The 16,063-nt window shown below is 69.3% G+C and carries 16 protein-coding genes; 10 read left to right on the forward strand and 6 right to left on the reverse strand.

Annotated elements, in window-relative coordinates; genetic code table 11:
- Positions 1-12: 12 nt before the first annotated feature.
- Both AB0B91_RS41810 and AB0B91_RS41815 read right to left on the reverse strand, forming a co-directional pair.
- Positions 13-528, reverse strand: a complete 516-nt coding sequence (locus AB0B91_RS41810; RefSeq protein ID WP_358332511.1) for a GNAT family N-acetyltransferase — start codon at positions 526-528, stop codon at positions 13-15.
- Positions 525-2,063: an XRE family transcriptional regulator gene (locus AB0B91_RS41815; protein ID WP_358332513.1), complete on the reverse strand. Its 1,539-nt coding sequence runs from the start codon at positions 2,061-2,063 to the stop codon at positions 525-527. Before AB0B91_RS41815 ends, AB0B91_RS41810 begins: the two co-directional genes overlap by 4 nt.
- A gap of 398 nt (positions 2,064-2,461) precedes the next feature.
- Between AB0B91_RS41815 and AB0B91_RS41820 the strand changes: the two genes are divergently transcribed.
- The 4 genes from AB0B91_RS41820 to AB0B91_RS41835 all read left to right on the forward strand — a co-directional run bounded on the left by AB0B91_RS41820 (position 2,462) and on the right by AB0B91_RS41835 (position 5,979).
- Positions 2,462-2,650: a hypothetical protein gene (locus AB0B91_RS41820; RefSeq protein ID WP_250905750.1), complete on the forward strand. Its 189-nt coding sequence runs from the start codon at positions 2,462-2,464 to the stop codon at positions 2,648-2,650.
- Positions 2,651-3,089: 439 nt separating this feature from the next.
- The gene (locus AB0B91_RS41825; protein WP_358332516.1) at positions 3,090-4,073 is read left to right on the forward strand and encodes a mechanosensitive ion channel family protein; all 984 of its coding nucleotides are present in this window, start codon (positions 3,090-3,092) and stop codon (positions 4,071-4,073) included.
- Positions 4,074-4,082: 9 nt separating this feature from the next.
- The gene (locus tag AB0B91_RS41830) at positions 4,083-4,463 is read left to right on the forward strand and encodes a globin (protein ID WP_358332519.1); all 381 of its coding nucleotides are present in this window, start codon (positions 4,083-4,085) and stop codon (positions 4,461-4,463) included.
- Positions 4,464-4,479: 16 nt separating this feature from the next.
- The gene (locus tag AB0B91_RS41835) at positions 4,480-5,979 is read left to right on the forward strand and encodes a glycoside hydrolase family 13 protein (protein WP_358332522.1); all 1,500 of its coding nucleotides are present in this window, start codon (positions 4,480-4,482) and stop codon (positions 5,977-5,979) included.
- Here AB0B91_RS41835 and AB0B91_RS41840 read toward each other — a convergent pair.
- Entirely contained in the window at positions 5,971-7,179 is a 1,209-nt protein-coding gene (locus AB0B91_RS41840) for an MFS transporter (protein WP_358332525.1), read from the reverse strand. The two genes, AB0B91_RS41835 and AB0B91_RS41840, sit on opposite strands and share 9 nt — an antisense overlap.
- Positions 7,176-7,556 carry a thioesterase family protein gene (locus tag AB0B91_RS41845; protein ID WP_358332528.1) on the reverse strand — a complete coding sequence of 127 codons (381 nt, stop codon included), beginning with the start codon at positions 7,554-7,556 and terminating at the stop codon, positions 7,176-7,178. The genes AB0B91_RS41840 and AB0B91_RS41845 overlap by 4 nt, the downstream gene beginning before the upstream one ends.
- A gap of 160 nt (positions 7,557-7,716) precedes the next feature.
- Between AB0B91_RS41845 and AB0B91_RS41850 the strand changes: the two genes are divergently transcribed.
- The gene (locus tag AB0B91_RS41850) at positions 7,717-8,613 is read left to right on the forward strand and encodes an SDR family oxidoreductase (protein ID WP_358332531.1); all 897 of its coding nucleotides are present in this window, start codon (positions 7,717-7,719) and stop codon (positions 8,611-8,613) included.
- Position 8,614: 1 nt separating this feature from the next.
- Positions 8,615-9,466: a MaoC/PaaZ C-terminal domain-containing protein gene (locus AB0B91_RS41855; protein WP_358332534.1), complete on the forward strand. Its 852-nt coding sequence runs from the start codon at positions 8,615-8,617 to the stop codon at positions 9,464-9,466.
- Positions 9,467-9,504: 38 nt separating this feature from the next.
- Here AB0B91_RS41855 and AB0B91_RS41860 read toward each other — a convergent pair whose 3' ends face one another.
- The gene (locus AB0B91_RS41860; protein ID WP_358332537.1) at positions 9,505-10,116 is read right to left on the reverse strand and encodes a TetR/AcrR family transcriptional regulator; all 612 of its coding nucleotides are present in this window, start codon (positions 10,114-10,116) and stop codon (positions 9,505-9,507) included.
- Between the two features lie 101 nt (positions 10,117-10,217).
- Here AB0B91_RS41860 and AB0B91_RS41865 point away from each other — a divergent pair, with 101 nt between their 5' ends.
- Both AB0B91_RS41865 and AB0B91_RS41870 read left to right on the forward strand, forming a co-directional pair.
- The gene (locus AB0B91_RS41865) at positions 10,218-11,372 is read left to right on the forward strand and encodes an acyl-CoA dehydrogenase family protein (RefSeq protein ID WP_358332540.1); all 1,155 of its coding nucleotides are present in this window, start codon (positions 10,218-10,220) and stop codon (positions 11,370-11,372) included.
- A gap of 1 nt (position 11,373) precedes the next feature.
- Positions 11,374-12,849, forward strand: coding sequence for a CoA-binding protein (locus tag AB0B91_RS41870; RefSeq protein WP_358332543.1), 1,476 nt, complete (start codon positions 11,374-11,376; stop codon positions 12,847-12,849).
- A 68-nt stretch (positions 12,850-12,917) separates the two neighbouring features.
- Here the strand turns inward: AB0B91_RS41870 and AB0B91_RS41875 are convergent, their stop codons facing one another.
- On the reverse strand, positions 12,918-13,427 hold the full coding sequence (locus AB0B91_RS41875) for a VOC family protein (RefSeq protein WP_358332546.1): 510 nt from the start codon (positions 13,425-13,427) through the stop codon (positions 12,918-12,920).
- A gap of 154 nt (positions 13,428-13,581) precedes the next feature.
- Between AB0B91_RS41875 and AB0B91_RS41880 the strand changes: the two genes are divergently transcribed.
- Complete coding sequence (locus tag AB0B91_RS41880) at positions 13,582-14,898, forward strand: MFS transporter (RefSeq protein ID WP_358332549.1); 1,317 nt, start codon at positions 13,582-13,584, stop codon at positions 14,896-14,898.
- A 259-nt stretch (positions 14,899-15,157) separates the two neighbouring features.
- A complete protein-coding gene (locus tag AB0B91_RS41885) occupies positions 15,158-15,928 on the forward strand; it encodes a PIG-L family deacetylase (protein ID WP_358332552.1) in 771 nt (256 codons plus the stop codon).
- Positions 15,929-16,063 lie beyond the last annotated feature (135 nt).

The following is a 16,063-nucleotide window of genomic DNA, read 5'->3' on the forward strand; positions in this document are numbered from 1 at the left end:
GCGAGTGCGGCGCTACGACTCCAGCGCGTCCGCCGACTCGACGGCCAGCCGGCCGCTGCCCGGCCGGAGGCGTTTCTCGCCGTAGACGACGATCAGGTCGCCGACCCGCCGCCGGGAGATCTCCCGCCAACCGTGCCGCTCGTACAGTGCCAGGGCGGCTTCCTGGTTGAGCGTGGTGTCGCCGCGTACGAGGTGGAATCCCAGCTCCACCGCTCGTTCTTCCAGAGCCAGCAGCATGGTGGCGCCGAAACCGCGCCTCTGGAAGCCGGGATGGACCCGTAGCCGGCACACTTCGGCCGTCTCCGAGTCGATGGGTCTCAGCCCGCCCATGGCCACGACCCGCGAGCCGAGCTCGCCGACGAGGAAGTCGCCACCGCACGCCAGGTAGAGCTCCTGGATGCGGGGGAAGTCGTCGTCGTAGTAAACACCGTCGCCCGGCGCCAGTCCCACCTCGGCGAGGCAGATCTGATGCAGGGCGAGGATGGTGTCAAGGTCAGACCAGCGATAGCGCCGGATCTTCAGCTTCATGCACCGCCATTCCCTTCCCCGATGGCCAGCTCAGAAGGACGCAGTTCTTCCTGGAACGCGGCCAGGTCGGGATGATTAGCGTCCCGCGCCTTGATCGACTGTTCGAGCGCGACAGCCGGGCGCATGATGAAATCGGTGCGGTATTCGGGGCCGAGGAGCTTCAGCGCCTCGGTGCCCATGCGGGCGGCCTCCCCGACTTCCCCTTCGATCAGGCGGCATTGCGCGCGGTCCAGCCTGATCAACGTCTGGTCGATGATGTGATCCTGGTACTTGTCGAGGGCCTGGTCGAGTACGACCTCGGCCTCCAGGGTCTGGCCGAGCTTCGTGAGCACGTCGCCCTGGTAGAAGTACAGCTGGCGTTCGGTGTAGCCGAAGGCCATGTCCTCGCGTTCGTGTGACTTCATGTGCGAGAAAGCGTTCCTGGCCCGCGCCAGCGCGCGTTTGGCCTGGTCGACGACCTCTTTCTTGCTGTCGGTGCCCGAGATCATGGCCAGCGCGCGGGCCTCGACGACCGGGGCCATGGCCTGCGCGGCACACGGTGTCTGGCCGGCCAGGTCGCGGCTCTTCTTGGCCAGGTTGAGCGCCTCGCGGGCATCGCCGTAGTAGAGCGGGACGAGCGCCTCGCGGGCCGTCACCCAGGCGCGCAGCGCGCGGTCGCCGGTCTCGTCGGCGGCCGTGCGGCCGGTGCGGAAGAACGCGCGGGCCAGCCGGTGGTCGCCGAGGTTGATCATGATCATGCCGCTCAGCCCGGCGAGCTGCGCGGCCATGCGGCACAGGCGTTCCTGCAGGTCGATGGGCTGGCGGAAGGACATGGCGCTGCGTACGGCGCTGAGTTCGAGCAGCACGTCGCACAGCAGCCGCAGCGGCGCGGTGGTGGTGTACTGCCGGCCGAAGGCGAGCGTGGCCTCCTCCCACTGGTCGAGCATGGCGGGAGAGACCGTGGCCGACACGAGGATGTTGTCCATCCGCCGCCTGATGCCCTCGGCCGCGCCCAGCACCTCGCCGTCGAACTTGGCGGTCTGGGTGCTGTTGGACAGCAGCTTCAGCAGCGTGCGGCGCAGGATGTTCTCGTCCTCCTCGTCGGAGGGGGACGGGACCGTGTCCGGTTGCGGGTGGACCAGCAGCTCGCGCGGGGAGTTGCTCCCGGCGTGGGCGCGCTCCTTGACATCGGCTCCGAGCACCCCCGGCATCCGGTGGCCATGGCCGCAGATGCACGGACCGTCATAACCGAGGGCGCCCGGCTCGACCCGGTAGACCGAGCAGAGGTAGTGGAGATATTCGGGACCCGGCCGTTTCAGCCCGCTCTCGTAGGCGGACAGCAGGGTCTCGCCGATGCCGGGCGGGGCCTTGGCGTCCCGATCGAACAGGGCTCTGACCTGCTCGATGACGTCGGCCAGCGCGATGCCGTGCGCGAGACGATGCCCTTTGATCTTGGTGGTGCCGAACTGGGGCCCACAGTGTTCGTGGATCTCCTCAGCGATCTGAGCGGAGGTGCGCCCGGCGGCGAGCCCTTTGGCCCGGATCCGCCGCGCCATCTCCGTCTCTCTGTGCTGCCTGCCGGACATCCCGGCCCCTCTCACGCATGTCCCGTCGGTCCGCAACTGCTAACCGAGCGTAGCCTTCAGGTCGCGCTGTGCCTACCAATGACTATGGCCCATTGCTGACGCCTTGGAAACGCCTTCTTGAAGGTTGTGGTTAAGGATCGTCCTCCAGCGGACTGTTTCTTACATCCCACGAGGGAGAAGCGGCTCCCCGGAAGCGGAAACGCGTCGTTGCGCGCTCAGCCGAGTTGAGTCATCTTTGGCCCACCAGCAACGATTCAAGGGAGGGACGAAAGGTGGGGGACGACAACTTTGGGCACCTGGAGCGTTTAGTGTCGGAACTCGACGCTCGCGGGTTGCTCGCACGAGTGGTTCGAACCCAAAGTGGGCGGGTGTTCGTCCGGGTAATCAACCCGAACGCGACAAGCCTTACCGAGAACGTCACCTGCCGGCCTACTGCGGTCGCCGAGCTTCCGGACTGGTGGTACTGCTGGTCCTGGGGCGAGCGAATGCACACGGCCGATGACCCGGCTGGTGCGGCGACCAAGGTCGCACGCGTGCTCGCCGCCGTGGGCGAGTGATCCAGCGGTGATCCGGGTGGAGCGCAGCCACCACGGCTCACCGCACCCATGGCGGCTCCTCGGAGCCGGCGGGGTGGTCGGTGCGGAGGGTCTCCTGCCTACACCGCAGGGGCTCTGGCCATCCCGCCGGTTCCGCTTCTCGCGGGACTCGTGCTTGTACGGCCAGCCAGCCGTACACAGGAGATGCCCTCCAGGTCCGCCTGGAGGGTGTTCGGGGGACCCCTCCCGGAAACGGCGCGGGACATGCTTCCGGGTGTGTGTCCCAGCCGAGCCGTACGTCACCGGAGCGTCAGGCCCCGCCCTCCGCGGCCCAGGGGGCCTGATGACCCCGTCTTCCCCGGCGTGATGTGACTGCGGCCGGTTCGGTCGGCGGTATCTTTTGGAGCGATCCGCTCGAAAAGACCGCCGACCGAACTGCTTCCGGAAGGGGATCCAACCAGTGCTCCTGCTGGCAACGCCTGTGCTCACGTCGGGTCCGTTCGACCCCACACAGCTCGCCAATCAGGTGAGCAAGGCCTGCGAGAACGACACATTCCTCTGTGGCTTCCTGCAGGACTGGCTGCCCGTGGGTGCCTTCGCACCGATCATCGCCACGATCATCACGGTCATCTTGATCCTGCTGATCGCCCTCATCGTGCGGAACATCGCCAAGCGCCTGATCACCCGGGTGGTCAGCAGCGCTTCGTCCGGCTCCTCGCTCACCGGCCGGTTCCGCAGGTCCGGCGCCGCGACCGAGGGCATCGACGCCCTCCTCAACGAGCGCCGCAAGCAGCGCGCCGAGACCATGGGGTCGGTGCTCAAGCACATCGCCTCGGTGGTCATCATGGGCACCGCCGTGCTGACCGTGCTCGACCGGCTGACGATCCCCATCGCTCCCCTGCTCACCAGCGTCGGCATCCTCGGCGTGGCGATCGGTTTCGGTGCGCAGGAGCTGGTCAAGGACTTCATCGCGGGCATGTTCATGCTGCTGGAGGACCAGTACGGCGTGGGCGACGTGATCGACTCGGGCGCCGCCGTCGGCACCGTCGAGGCGGTCACCCTGCGGGTCACCAGGCTGCGTGACGCCGACGGCCGCGTCTGGTACGTCCGCAACGGCACCATCACCAGGGTCGGCAACGAGTCGCAGGGCTGGTCGCGGGCCTACCTCGACGTCCCCGTCGCCTGGAACAGCGACATCACGACCGTACGGGCCATCCTGGAGCACGTGGCCGAGGAGATCTGGGCCGACCGCGACTTCCGCGAGACGCTCATCGTGGAGGAGCCCGACGTGTTCGGCGTGGAGCAGCTCTCCGACAGCTCGCTGGTGTTCCGGATCTCCGCCAAGACGCTCCCGGCCAAGCAGGCGCAGGTCGCGCGGGAGCTCAGGCTGCGGGTGAAGACCGCGCTCGACGGCGCGGGCATCCCCATGGTCGCCAGCGCATAGGCTTGTACGGTGACTGAAACCTCCTTCTACGACGCCGTCGGTGGCGAGGAGACCTTCCGGCGACTCGTACACCACTTCTATGAGGGGATCAAGCAGGATCCGCTGCTGCTCCCGCTCTACCCGGAGGAAGACCTCACCGGGGCCGAAGACCGGTTGCGGGGGTTCCTCGTCCAATACTGGGGCGGCCCCAACACCTACAGCCAGGAGCGCGGGCATCCGCGGCTGCGGATGCGGCACAACCCGTTCGTCATCGGCGAGGCCGAGCGCGACGCCTGGCTGCGGCACATGCACGACGCCGTCGAGTCGCTGGAGCTGCCGCAGGACCTGGAGACCAAGCTCTGGGACTACCTGGTCTACGCGGCCCACAGCATGGTGAACTCCCCGACATAGCGGGCATGACGGCCCCATGGACATCCCCTGGTGGCGTGACGCCGTCGTCTACGAGATCTATGTCCGCAGCTTCGCCGACGCCTCGGGAGATGGCGTCGGCGATCTCGCGGGAGTACGCGAGCGCCTGCCGTACCTGGCGGAGCTCGGGGTCGACGCGATCTGGCTGACCCCTTTCTACCCCTCCCCGATGGCCGACGGCGGCTACGACGTGGCCGACTACCGCGGTGTCGATCCACTGTTCGGGACGTTGGGCGACTTCGAGTCGCTGGTCTCGGAGGCGCACGAACTCGGGCTGAAGGTCCTCGTCGACGTGGTGCCGAACCACAGCTCGTCCGAGCACCCCTGGTTCCAGGCCGCGCTGCGCGGCGAGCACCGCGACCGCTACATCTTCCGCGATCAGCCCAACAACTGGCAGTCCACGTTCAGCGGCCCGGCATGGACGAAGCTGCCGGACGGCCAGTACTACCTGCACCTGTTCGCCCCCGGCCAGCCCGACTTCAACTGGCGCAACCCCGAGATCCACCGGGAGTTCCTCGACGTCCTGCGGTTCTGGCTGGACCGGGGTGTCGACGGGTTCCGCATCGACGTGGCGATGGGCCTCTACAAGGCGAAGGGGCTGCCCGACGTCAAGGACCAGTCGTTCAAGGCGGTCTCCCCGGTATGGGGGCAGCCCGAGGTGCACGAGGTCTACCGGGACTGGCGCAAGCTGCTCGACGGCTACCCCGGCGAGCGGATGGCCGTGGGCGAGGTGTGGACGGACAGCTCCGAGGACCTGGCGCTCTATGTGCGCCCCGATGAGCTGCACCAGAGCTTCAACTTCGCCTGGCTGCAGGCGCCCTGGTCGGCGACCGCGTTCAAGAAGGTCATCGACGACACCCTGGCCGCGGTGCCGTTCGCCACCTGGGTGCTGTCCAACCACGATGTCGTACGGCACCGCACCCGCTACGAGACCGCCGACCCGGGCACGGGACTGATGAGGGCCAAGGCGGCGCTGCTCACGATGCTGGCCCTCCCCGGGTCGGCATATCTCTACCAAGGGGAGGAACTTGGCCTCCCCGAGGTGAAGGATCTTCCCCCGGAGGCGCGGCAGGACCCGGTCTTCATCCAGTCGAAGGGCAAGCTGGCCGGCCGTGACGGCTGCCGGGTGCCGCTGCCGTGGTCGGCCGACGGGGGGTCGCTCGGGTTCTCCCTCGATGGGGTGGCGCCGTGGCTGCCGCAGCCGACCGGCTTCTCGGCACTCAGCGTGGCGGCCCAGAGCGCCGACTCCGCCTCGACACTGGCCTTCTACCGCCGGGCCCTGGCCTGCCGTCGCGAACTGGTGCGCGAGATCCCGTACACGCTGGAATGGCTGGACTCCCCCGAAGACGCGCTCTTCTTCGCCCGAGGGTCGCTGATCTGCGCCGTCAACTGCGGCACCGAGCCGGTGCGGCTGCCGCCGCACGACGGCGTCCTGCTGGCCAGCGGGCCGCTCGACGGCGACCTGCTGCCCCCCGACACCGCCGTCTGGCTACGCTGACGCGTCCTCCCCTTGTGCGGGCCGGGGCTGGCCCTGTTCGGCGGTGGCGTGCCGCTCGCCGCGGGCGGGGATGACGGGCAGCGAGATCAGCGCGCACGCCAGCCCCGCCGCGAACCCGGCCCAGTAGCCGGTGGCCGTGATCAGCACCCCGGCCAGCGGCGTGACGCCCAGGGACACGATGTTCTGGATGGTGTTGTGGGTGCCGAGCACGCGCCCCGCGGACGCGGGACCGGCGAGCTCGCCCGCCGAGAGGTAGGCGAGGCCGTTGCCCGCCACGGTGATCACCGCGGCCAGCGCCAGCATGGCCGGGCCGAGCCAGGACTCGGTGACCGTGCCCAGCACCAGCAGGGCCAGCACGGCCAGCGAGCCGAACGTCAGCAGCCGCAGCGGCGCCATGCGCAGGCCGGTCCTGTCGGACCAGCGTCCGGCCGCGATGCGCACCACCGCGCCGCCGATCGCCGCCACGCCGAACAGCTGTCCCGCCCGTACGCCGTCCCAGCCGTAGACGCCGACCAGGCAGGCCACGCCGTACGTGCTGACGACGACCTGGGGCACCACGTGCAGCGCGCTGGTCGCGTGCACCCGCCACAGCGCGGGCTGCCGGTACGGCGAGGCGGCGGGCGCCGTCCGCGAGCCTGAGATCGCGTGTGGCGGCTCGGCCAGGAAGAGAGCGGCCAGCACGGCGGCGAGCAGGCTGACTCCGGCGCAGACGAAGAACACGCCCGAGATGCCATGGGCCCGCGCGATCGGCGGCAGGACGAACGCGGCGACGGCCATGCCGAGCGTGTAGGAGACCTGGCGCAGGCCCATCGCGACGCCGCGCTCCGGCGGCTCGAACCAGCGCAGCACGATCCGGCCGCCGCCGACCATGGCCGCGGACCCCATGGCCCCGGCCAGGGCGAGCAGCGGGATCATCGCCCAGATCTCGGTCACGAAGGCCGCGGCGGCGAGCAGCGCGGCGGCCAGCCCGACGCCGATGCCGAGCACCAGCCGCTCGCCCCGCCGGTCGGCCAGCATGCCCCAGGCGACCAGGGAGAACAGGAGGCCGATGCCGGGGGCGTTGCCGATGATCCCGGCGACGGGCAGCGAGACATCGAAATATCGCTGGATATCCGGCATGACGAGCGGCAACCCGAACAGTCCCAGCGTGACGCTGGCGTGCGCGTTGACCCCCAGCGCGAGCATCACCCAGCGTTTCATACCGTCATGAACCGCCGTAGGTAGGCGCGTTCATCGGAGGCGAGCCGGCGCGGCGCGGCACGTTCCACGTCGTAGGCGACGATCACCGAGGTGGCCCGGACGAACAGTTCGTCGTCGTCGCGGATCTCGTGCTCCAGCGTGAACCGGACCGCTCTGAGGTCCGTCACCCAGGTCTCGACCCGGACCGGCTCGGCGCGGAATCCGAGCGGGCGCAGATAGTCGATCTCGTGACGGGAGACGACGAGCCCCTTGAAGGGGGCGTCACCGGCCTTGTACGGATCGATGTGGAGCATCCCCAGACGGGCGTCCTCCAGATAGTCGAAGAAGCGGACGTTGTTCACGTGCCCGAGAGAATCGATGTCCGCGAATCGCACCATTCGGGGGAAGATATGCCGCTGGGCCAGGGAATGTTCAACCACGGTGGCCACCGTACCTGTCCCGGTCAGGTGGCCCCGCTCCGGGCCGCCCCACGTCTTTCATTTCTAGATTTCGATACTAGAATTCAGTTCGCATCGGCAGTCGAGAGCGAGGTGCCACATGAGCGGGATCGTCGAGGGTCGCGTGGTGATCGTCACGGGCGCGGCCAGGGGCATCGGGCGCGGCCACGCGCTCGAGTTCGCCCGGCAGGGCGCGAAGGTCGTGGTCAACGACCTGGGCGCGGAGGTCGACGGCACGGGCTCGTCCGACGCGGCGGCCGCGGTGGTCGCGGAGATCGAGGCGCTGGGCGGGGAGGCGATCGTCAACGGCGAGGACGTCTCCGACTTCGACGGGGCGGCCCGGCTGGTCCAGGCGGCCGTCGAGCGCTTCCGCGACCTGCACGTGCTGGTCAACAACGCGGGCATCCTGCGCGACCGGATGCTGGTCAACATGACGGCCGACGAGTGGGACGCGGTCATCAGGGTGCACCTGCGCGGCACGTTCGCGCCGCTGCGCCACGCGGCGGCCTACTGGCGTGCCAAGTCCAAGGCCGGCGAGCGAGTGGACGCGCGGATCATCAACACCACCTCCTCTTCCGGCATCTACGGCAACCCTGGCCAGGGCAACTACGGAGCCGCGAAGGCGGGCATCGCGGGCCTGACGGTCATCGCGGCCAAGGAGCTGGAGCGGTACGGCGTGACCGTGAACGCGATCGCCCCCGCCGCGCTCACCCGGATGACCGAGAACCTCGCCCCGAGCGGCACCGGCGCCGATCCCGACGACATCGCCCCGCTGGTGGTCTGGCTGTCCAGCGCGGAGGCCCGGGGCATCACCGGGCGGGTGTTCAACGTGCGGGCGGGGGTGATCAGCGTCGCCGAGGGCTGGCACGCCGGTCCCGGCGTCGACAAGGGCGGCCGGTGGGACCCGGCCGAGCTGGGCGCGGTCATCCCGGCCCTGGTCGACAAGGCCGCGCCCAACGCGCTGACCAACGGCCTGATCCCCGGACGGGAGGAGTGACATGGCGCTCGACCACGACCTGATCGGCATCGAGAGCCCGCCGCACGACCGCGTGTGGTCGGCCAAGGACACCATGCTGTACGCGCTCGGCGTGGGCGCGGGGGTGGAGGAGTTGGCCTTCACCACGGAGAAGAGGCAGCGGGTGCTGCCGACGTTCGCGGTGCTGGCCGCGCAGGCGCCGGCCGGGCGGCGGCTCGGCGACTTCGACCCCGCCCTGCTGGTCCACGCCGAGCAGGCTTTCGAGCTGCACCGGGAGCTGCCGGCCGCGGGTGGAGTACGGACCACCTCGAAGGTGACCGGGATCTATGACAAAGGGTCCGGCGCCCTGGTGACCAGCGAGGCCCGTGCCGTGGACCCGGAGAGCGGCGAACTGGTGATCACCAGCCGCAGCGCGGCCTTCATCAGGGGCGAAGGCAGCTTCGGCGGCGAGCGGGGGCCGCGCGACGAGTGGACACCGCCCGACCGCGCGCCCGACCACAAGGTGACCTGTCCGACCCGTCCGGAGCAGGCGCTGGTCTACCGGCTGTCGGGCGACTTCAACCCGCTGCACTCCGATCCGGAGTTCGCCGCCAGGGCCGGGTTCGACCGGCCGATCCTGCACGGGCTGTGTACGTACGGGGTGACCGGCCGAGCGCTGCTGCACGCGGTGGCGGGCTCGGATCCGGGGCGGTTCGGGGCGATGTCGGGCCGGTTCACCAGCCCGGTCTTTCCCGGCGAGTCGCTCACGGTCTCGATCTGGGTGGACGGCCCGGCCGTCTTGTTCCGGACCGCCAAGGACGACGGGACGGTGGTGATCGACAGAGGGCGGGCGATGATCAACCCGCCGCGGGAATCGGTCGGCGGCGTGCGGTGATCAGCCTGCCACCTGGATCGGACGGCGGCGTGCGGTGATCAGCCCTCGGCCAGCACTCTGAGGGGGTCGAGGCGGCGGATCAGCGTCATCGCCGCCTCGATCACGTCGTGGGCGTCGTTCTCGGTGTCGCTGGTGGCGACCTCGCGGGCCGCCTCGCCGATGATGCTGGTCAGCGCGGCGACGGTGAACCGGTCGAGGGGGTCGGCGCCGGCGCCGAGCAGCACGGCGTTCTGGCGTACCCACTCCCGGCCCCGGGTGCGGCGGACCAGCTCGAACCCCGGCGGCCCGTCCCCGTCGATGAACAGCCTGACCAGGTCGCGCCGCTCCCACGCGCCCGCGAGATAGGCCCGCGCCCCGGCGATGAGCAACTCGACGGGGTCGTCGATGCCCGCCTGCTTGGCCCGCGACACGCTGGCGGCCGCGGCCTCCTCGTGCGCCGCCTGGTGGTCCTCGTAGAGCGCGAGGAACAGCTCGGTCTTGCCGCCGAAGTGGTGGTAGAGGCTGCCGACGCTGGAGCCGGCGCGGGCCACGACCTCGGAGACGTTGGCCTCGGCGAATCCATGCTCGCCGAAGACCTCGCGGGCCGCTATCAGCATGCTCTGGCGGGTCTGGGCTGTGCGGCTCCACTCCCACGACGACTTCCTTGCCATGCGTCCCATCGTAGCTGGATCAATTCTAGAATTTGATTCTTGACAGGAGCGCGTGCCGACTGGCTTCCTAGAGGAACGTTCTAGAAATTGGGGAGGCGGTCATGGACTTCTCGCTCAGCGCCGAGGAACGTCAGATCCGCGACACCGTCCGCTCCTTCGTCGAGAAGGAGATCATGCCGCTGGAGCCCGAGGTCCTGCGCAACGAGCGCGAGGGCCGCCCGGCGCTCGCCCCGGAGGTCCTCCGCGACCTGCGGGACCGGGCGAGGAAGATGGGCTTCTGGGGCATCAACACCCCCGAGGAGTACGGCGGAGCCGCGCTGGGCCCGGTCATGTCCGCGATCATCGTCATGGAGCTGGGCAGGAGCTTCGTCCCGTTCATGTTCGGCGGCAGCGCCGACAACATCCTCTACGCGGGCACCGCCGAGCAGCAGGCGCGTTACCTGCTCCCGACGATCGAGGGCGAGCGCCGCTCCTGCTTCGCGATCACCGAGCCGGGCGCGGGCTCCGACGCGCGTAACATCCGCACCCGTGCGGTCCGTGACGGCGCCGAGTGGATCATCAACGGGGAGAAGACGTTCATCACCGGCGGCAGCGAGGCCGACTTCGTCATGGTGTTCGCCGTGGCCGAGCCGTATGGCGTGACCTGCTTCCTCGTCGACCGCGACATGGGCTGGACGTCCGAGCCGATCAAGACCATGGGCGAATGGGGTCCGGCGTCGCTGGTGTTCCAGGACGTCCGGGTCCCGGAGGCGAACATCCTCGGCGAGCTGGGCAAGGGCTTCGAGCTGGCCATGCAGTGGATCGGCCAGGGCCGCTACATGATCCCGGCGCGGGCCATCGGCTCGGCCGAGCGCATGCTGGGGATGGCCATCGATTACGCCAAGATCCGCAAGTCGATGGGGCAGACGATCTCCGAGTACCAGGCGATCCAGTGGATGATCGCCGACTCGCAGGTGGAGATCGAGGCGGCCAAGTGGCTGACGCTGTACGCGGCCTGGCGGGTGCAGGAGGGCCTGGACGCCCGGCACGCCGCGTCGATCGCCAAGCTCAACGGCGCGATCATGGCCAACCAGGTCGTGGACCGGGTGCTGCAGATCCACGGCGGCATGGGCTACACCAAGGAACTGCCGATCGAACGCTGGTATCGAGAGCTGCGCCTGCTGCGCATCTTCGAGGGCACCGACGAGATCCAGCGCCGCACGATCGCCCGCAATCTGATCAAGGGCCACGCCCGTTTGGGCACCATCGGGGAGTGACATGTCAGTCGAGGCACTGTTCAACCCGGGGTCCATCGCGCTGGTCGGTGCCACCGACAAGTCGGGGTGGTCGATCAGCACGCTGGTCAACCTGCGTACGTACGGCTTCGCCGGGCCCGTATACCTGGTCAACCCGCGCGGCGGGACCGTGCACGGCTCGCCTGCCCATCGGAGTCTGGCCGCCGTTCCCGGGCCGGTCGATCTGGCCTACGTCATGGTGCCGACGTCCGCGGTGCTGGGGGTGCTGCGGGAAGGAGCCAAGCTGGGGATCCGGAATTACGTGATCCTCACGGCGGGCTTCGGCGAGGCGGGGCCCGAGGGTGTCCAGCAGGAGTCGGAAATTTCAGCTTTTGCTGAGGAAAATGATCTTACGATCCTGGGGCCGAACGGCAACGGCTACATCAACGCCGCCGCCGGCATCACCCCGTACGGGCTGCCCATCCCCCAGCCCCTGCTGCGCGGATCGGTAGGGGTCGTGCTGCAGAGCGGGGCGCTGGCCAGCTCCGTGCTCGGCTTCGCGCAGGCCCGCAACGTCGGCATCAGCCTGCTGACCTCGATGGGCAACGAGGCTGTCGTGACCGTCACCGACGTGGTCGACCATCTCGTCGACGATCCCGCCACGAAGGTGATCGCACTGTTCCTGGAGACGATCAGGGATCCGGCCGAGTTCGCCCGCGTCGCCGGGCGGGCGCTGCTGGCGGGCAAGCCGATCGTGGCGCTGAAGATCGGCCGCAGCAGGCTCGCCGCGCACACCGCCCAGGCCCACACCGGCGCGGTGGTCGGCGACGACGACGTCATCGACGCGACGCTGCGGCGGCTCGGTGTGATCAGAGTTCGCTCGCTGGAGGACCTCATCATCACCGCCGGGCTGCTGGCCTCCGTGGGGCCGCTGCCCGGGCGGCGCGTCGGCGTCGTCACGCCGTCAGGCGGCGCGTCGGAGATCATCGCCGACCGGGCCGAGGACGAAGGGCTGGAGCTGCCGCCGTTCGCGCCCTCGACGGTGGCGCGGCTGGCGGAGATCGTCCCGTCCTTCGGCACCGTGCAGAACCCGCTCGACGTGACCGGCTACGTGCTGATCGACCGTACGCTGCTGGGCCGGGCACTGGCGGCGGTGACCGCCGATCCGGGGATCGACCTGGTCATGCTGCTGTCGGAGCTGCCCCGGGCCGCGCCGCCCGATCCCGCTCCGGTCGTCGCCCTGTACGCGGCCAGCGCCCGGCGGATCGCCGAGTCTCCGGTGCCGGTCGTGGTGGTGAGCAACGTGCTGACGGACGTCACGGAGTTCGGCAGGGCGGTGCAGGAGGAGACCGGGTTTCCGTACGTGGTGGGCGGGATCGAGCACGGGATGTCGGCGATCGGCGCAGCCGTCCGCTGGTCGGAGGCCCGTACTCGCGCTCTCGCCGACCTGGAGACGCGCGCCCCCGGCAGCTCGCCGACGACCCCCGAGGATGCTCCGTCGGCCGACCCACCCGGATAGCCCGCCTCGACCGGCGCGGGTGGGGAGTCCTCAGCCCGCGCCCGAAGAGTCGGCCTTGGTCGGCGCGTTTAGAGGCTGGGGACCCCGTTGCCGTTGCGGCCGTGTCCGGCGAGCACGTCGTCCAGCGACGGCCGGGGCTCCGCGCCGCGGGGACCCACCTGGGCGAGCTGGATCAGTACGCCGTGCGCCTCCTTGGGGTGCAGGAACACCTCACGCCAGCGCTGGTCGCGGACGTTCAGGCCGTGGAGCCGGTAGCCGCGCCCGGTCAGCTTGGCCACGGCGGCGTCGAGGTCGTTGACGTGGAAGTTCAGGTGGTGGACGCCGCCCCTGCCGCGGGTCAGCTCGAAGAAGCTGTCGAAGAAGTCCGACCCGGCCAGCGGCTCCATCAATTCGACCTTGCCGCCGCCCTCGTACGTGAGCTGCAGGGTGCGGTAGCCACTCCGCCGGTTGTCGCCGCCGCCGCCGAGATGCCGGCCCCCGAGCAGATCGCGATAGATCGGCAGCAGATCCCGGATACGGGGCGCCGCCACGGCTGTGTGGTCGAAGGTCACCTCCAGCCCGTCCAGTTCCAGGTCCATACCCGACTCCCTTCCTAGAATCTGATTCTAGATCTTAGCGGAGCGCACCGCACTCTTGACGTGGGGCGTTGTGAGGCGCAGCATTTCGGAAATAGATTCTAGAGCTACCTTCTAGAACTCGTGGCGGGGGCCTGCACGACGAGAAAGGCGAGTCATGAGGCTGTCTTACGTTCGCGAACTCGACGAGTACCCCACCGGCGCCCGACGCATGAAGATCCTCGCGATGGCCGTGCTCGCCATCCTCATCGGTTCGTACGAGGGGCAGATCGCCCCCGTGGTCCCGCTGCTGCTCAAGGACCTGCACATGACGCTGGCCACCTACGGCGCCGTGTCGGGCGCCGCGGCCGTCGCCGGGGCGATCGCCTCCATCCTGGGCGGCCGGCTCACCGACCGGCTCGGCCGGGTGCGGCTGCTGGTGCCGCTGATGATGCTGACCGCCGTGTGCTGCTTCGCCATGACGCTCGTACACAGCCCGCGCGACCTGCTACTCGCCCGCATCCTGCTGGCCTTCGTGGACGGCGTCGCCATGGCCAGCACCGCGCCCCTGGTCCGCGACTTCTCGCCGCGGCTGGGCCGGGCGCAGGCGTTCGGCTTCTGGACCTGGGGGCCGGTCGGCGCCAACTTCCTCGCCGCGGCCATCGCGGGCTGGACACTGCCGATCTTCAATGACTCGTGGCGCTCGCAGTTCGTCATCATGGGCTGCTTCTCGCTGGTGATCTCGCTCGTCATCGCCGTCAACATCGCCGACCTCTCCCCCGAACTGCGAGCCAGGATCCAGCACACCGAACAGGCCGCCACCCAGGTCGTCGATCTGAGCGAGCCGGCCCGCCTCCGCTCACTGTTCGCCAGGCGCAACATCTGGGCCCATGTGGTGGGCATCTCGCTCTGGCTGGTGCTCTACCTCACGCTGTCGCTGTTCGGGCCGACTATGCTCGTCCAGTCACTCGGCATCAGCACCGCCCAGGCGTCCAGCATCATGGCGGCGTTCTGGAGCCTGAACCTGATCACGCTGATCATCACCGGGCGCCTCTCGGACCGTACGCAGCTGCGCAAGCCGTTCTCGCTGGGCGGCACGATCGCCGCGGTGCTCGTCACCGCCTACCTCGCCGTCGTACTCGGCCAGGAAGGCGTCTCGACGGGCACGCTCATGCTGGTGGGCGCCCTGCTCGGCGGCTCGCTGGGCGTGGCGTACGCCCCCTGGATGGCCAACTACTCCGAGGACGCGGAGGACGCCGACCCGCGCCTGCAGGGTACGGCCTGGGGCCTGTTCGGGTTCCTCACCAAGGGCATCGCGGTGATCGGCCTGCTCGTCATCCCGTACGTGGTCAAGGTCACGAACTGGCAGACCTGGCTGTTCATCGCGCTTGGCTGTTTGATCCTGTTCATCCCGGCGATCGTGATGTTCAACGGGCCGTGGCGGCGCACCGCCCGCACCCCGGTCGCCGTCGCCCTCGGGGAGGCCGAAGGATGACCAAGCTGTCCGCCGTCTACACCGAGCTCTAAAAGCGCCGCCTGCGCCGGCCCTGAGACGTCTACGAGCTCGCCTTCGCCCTGGACGTCGTCCGTCCGGCGCGAGCGCATGACGTAGCAGGCGTGCCGTTGGTAGGCCGGTCGCGCCGGATGGCGAGCTGATCACCCAGACAGCCGGGTCGAGTCGCGCGACTCTGCCACAACTAAACACTGGCCGGCGCTACGATGGGCGGCCAATCGATCAGGTCATTCAGGAGGGCATGTCGGTGGATTTCGGGGTGCTGGGCGTGCATGCGCATCCGGACGACGAGGCGATCTGGACGGGTGGGACCCTGGCCAAGTACGCCGACGAGGGGGCCAGAACCGCCGTCGTCACGTGCACCTGGGCAGCGGGCACCCATCGGGCCGGTGAGCTGGAGCGTTCTCTGGCAATCCTCGGCGCGGGCGAACCACGGGTGCTCGGCTACGCCGACGCGGGCAAGCCCGAGTCCGCGCCGGGCCGCCCCCGCTTCGTGGACGTGCCCCTCGACGAGGCGGTGGGACGGGTGGTCGAGCACATCAGGGAGTTCCGGCCCGACGTCGTGCTCACCTTCGATGGATACGGGTCTTCCGGACATCCCGACCACGTGCATGTACATCGGGTGACCATGGCCGCGGTCGAAGCGGCGGGCTATGACCAGCTCTATCCGGACGCGGGCAATCCCTGGCGACCGCGCGCTCTCTATCTGGCGACCATTCCGCGATCTGTCGTGATCTCACACTGGCAAGCAGTGTTCGGAACACCTCCTGAGCCGGGCCAGACGCTGCCGGGCGTCTCCGATGAGCAGATCACCACCCACCTCGACGTCGAGCGGTGGGCAGAACGCAAGTGGGCGGCCATGCACGCGCACGAGTCCGAGGTTGGCCGCGGCGCGTCAATGACCTTGCTCACTTCACTGCCGGAGCAGGCCCGCGCCCAGATGCTGGCGAACGAGTGGTATCGGCGCGTCTCCTACACCGGTGACCCGGAGACCACCCTCGCAGGGTCTTGATCTTGAGCCTTGAGACGAGACACGGATCGCCATCCCTCTTGGGAAGGCCGCGCGAACCACCGCCGGGTAGCTGCCGGAATCCGAGCTGAGCCTGACGACCCCATCCGCGGGCAGGCAGAAAAGCAGCGGCCCCGA

Origin of the sequence: Nonomuraea sp. NPDC049141 (assembly GCF_040648415.1) — a bacterium.
Lineage (GTDB): Bacteria > Actinomycetota > Actinomycetes > Streptosporangiales > Streptosporangiaceae > Nonomuraea.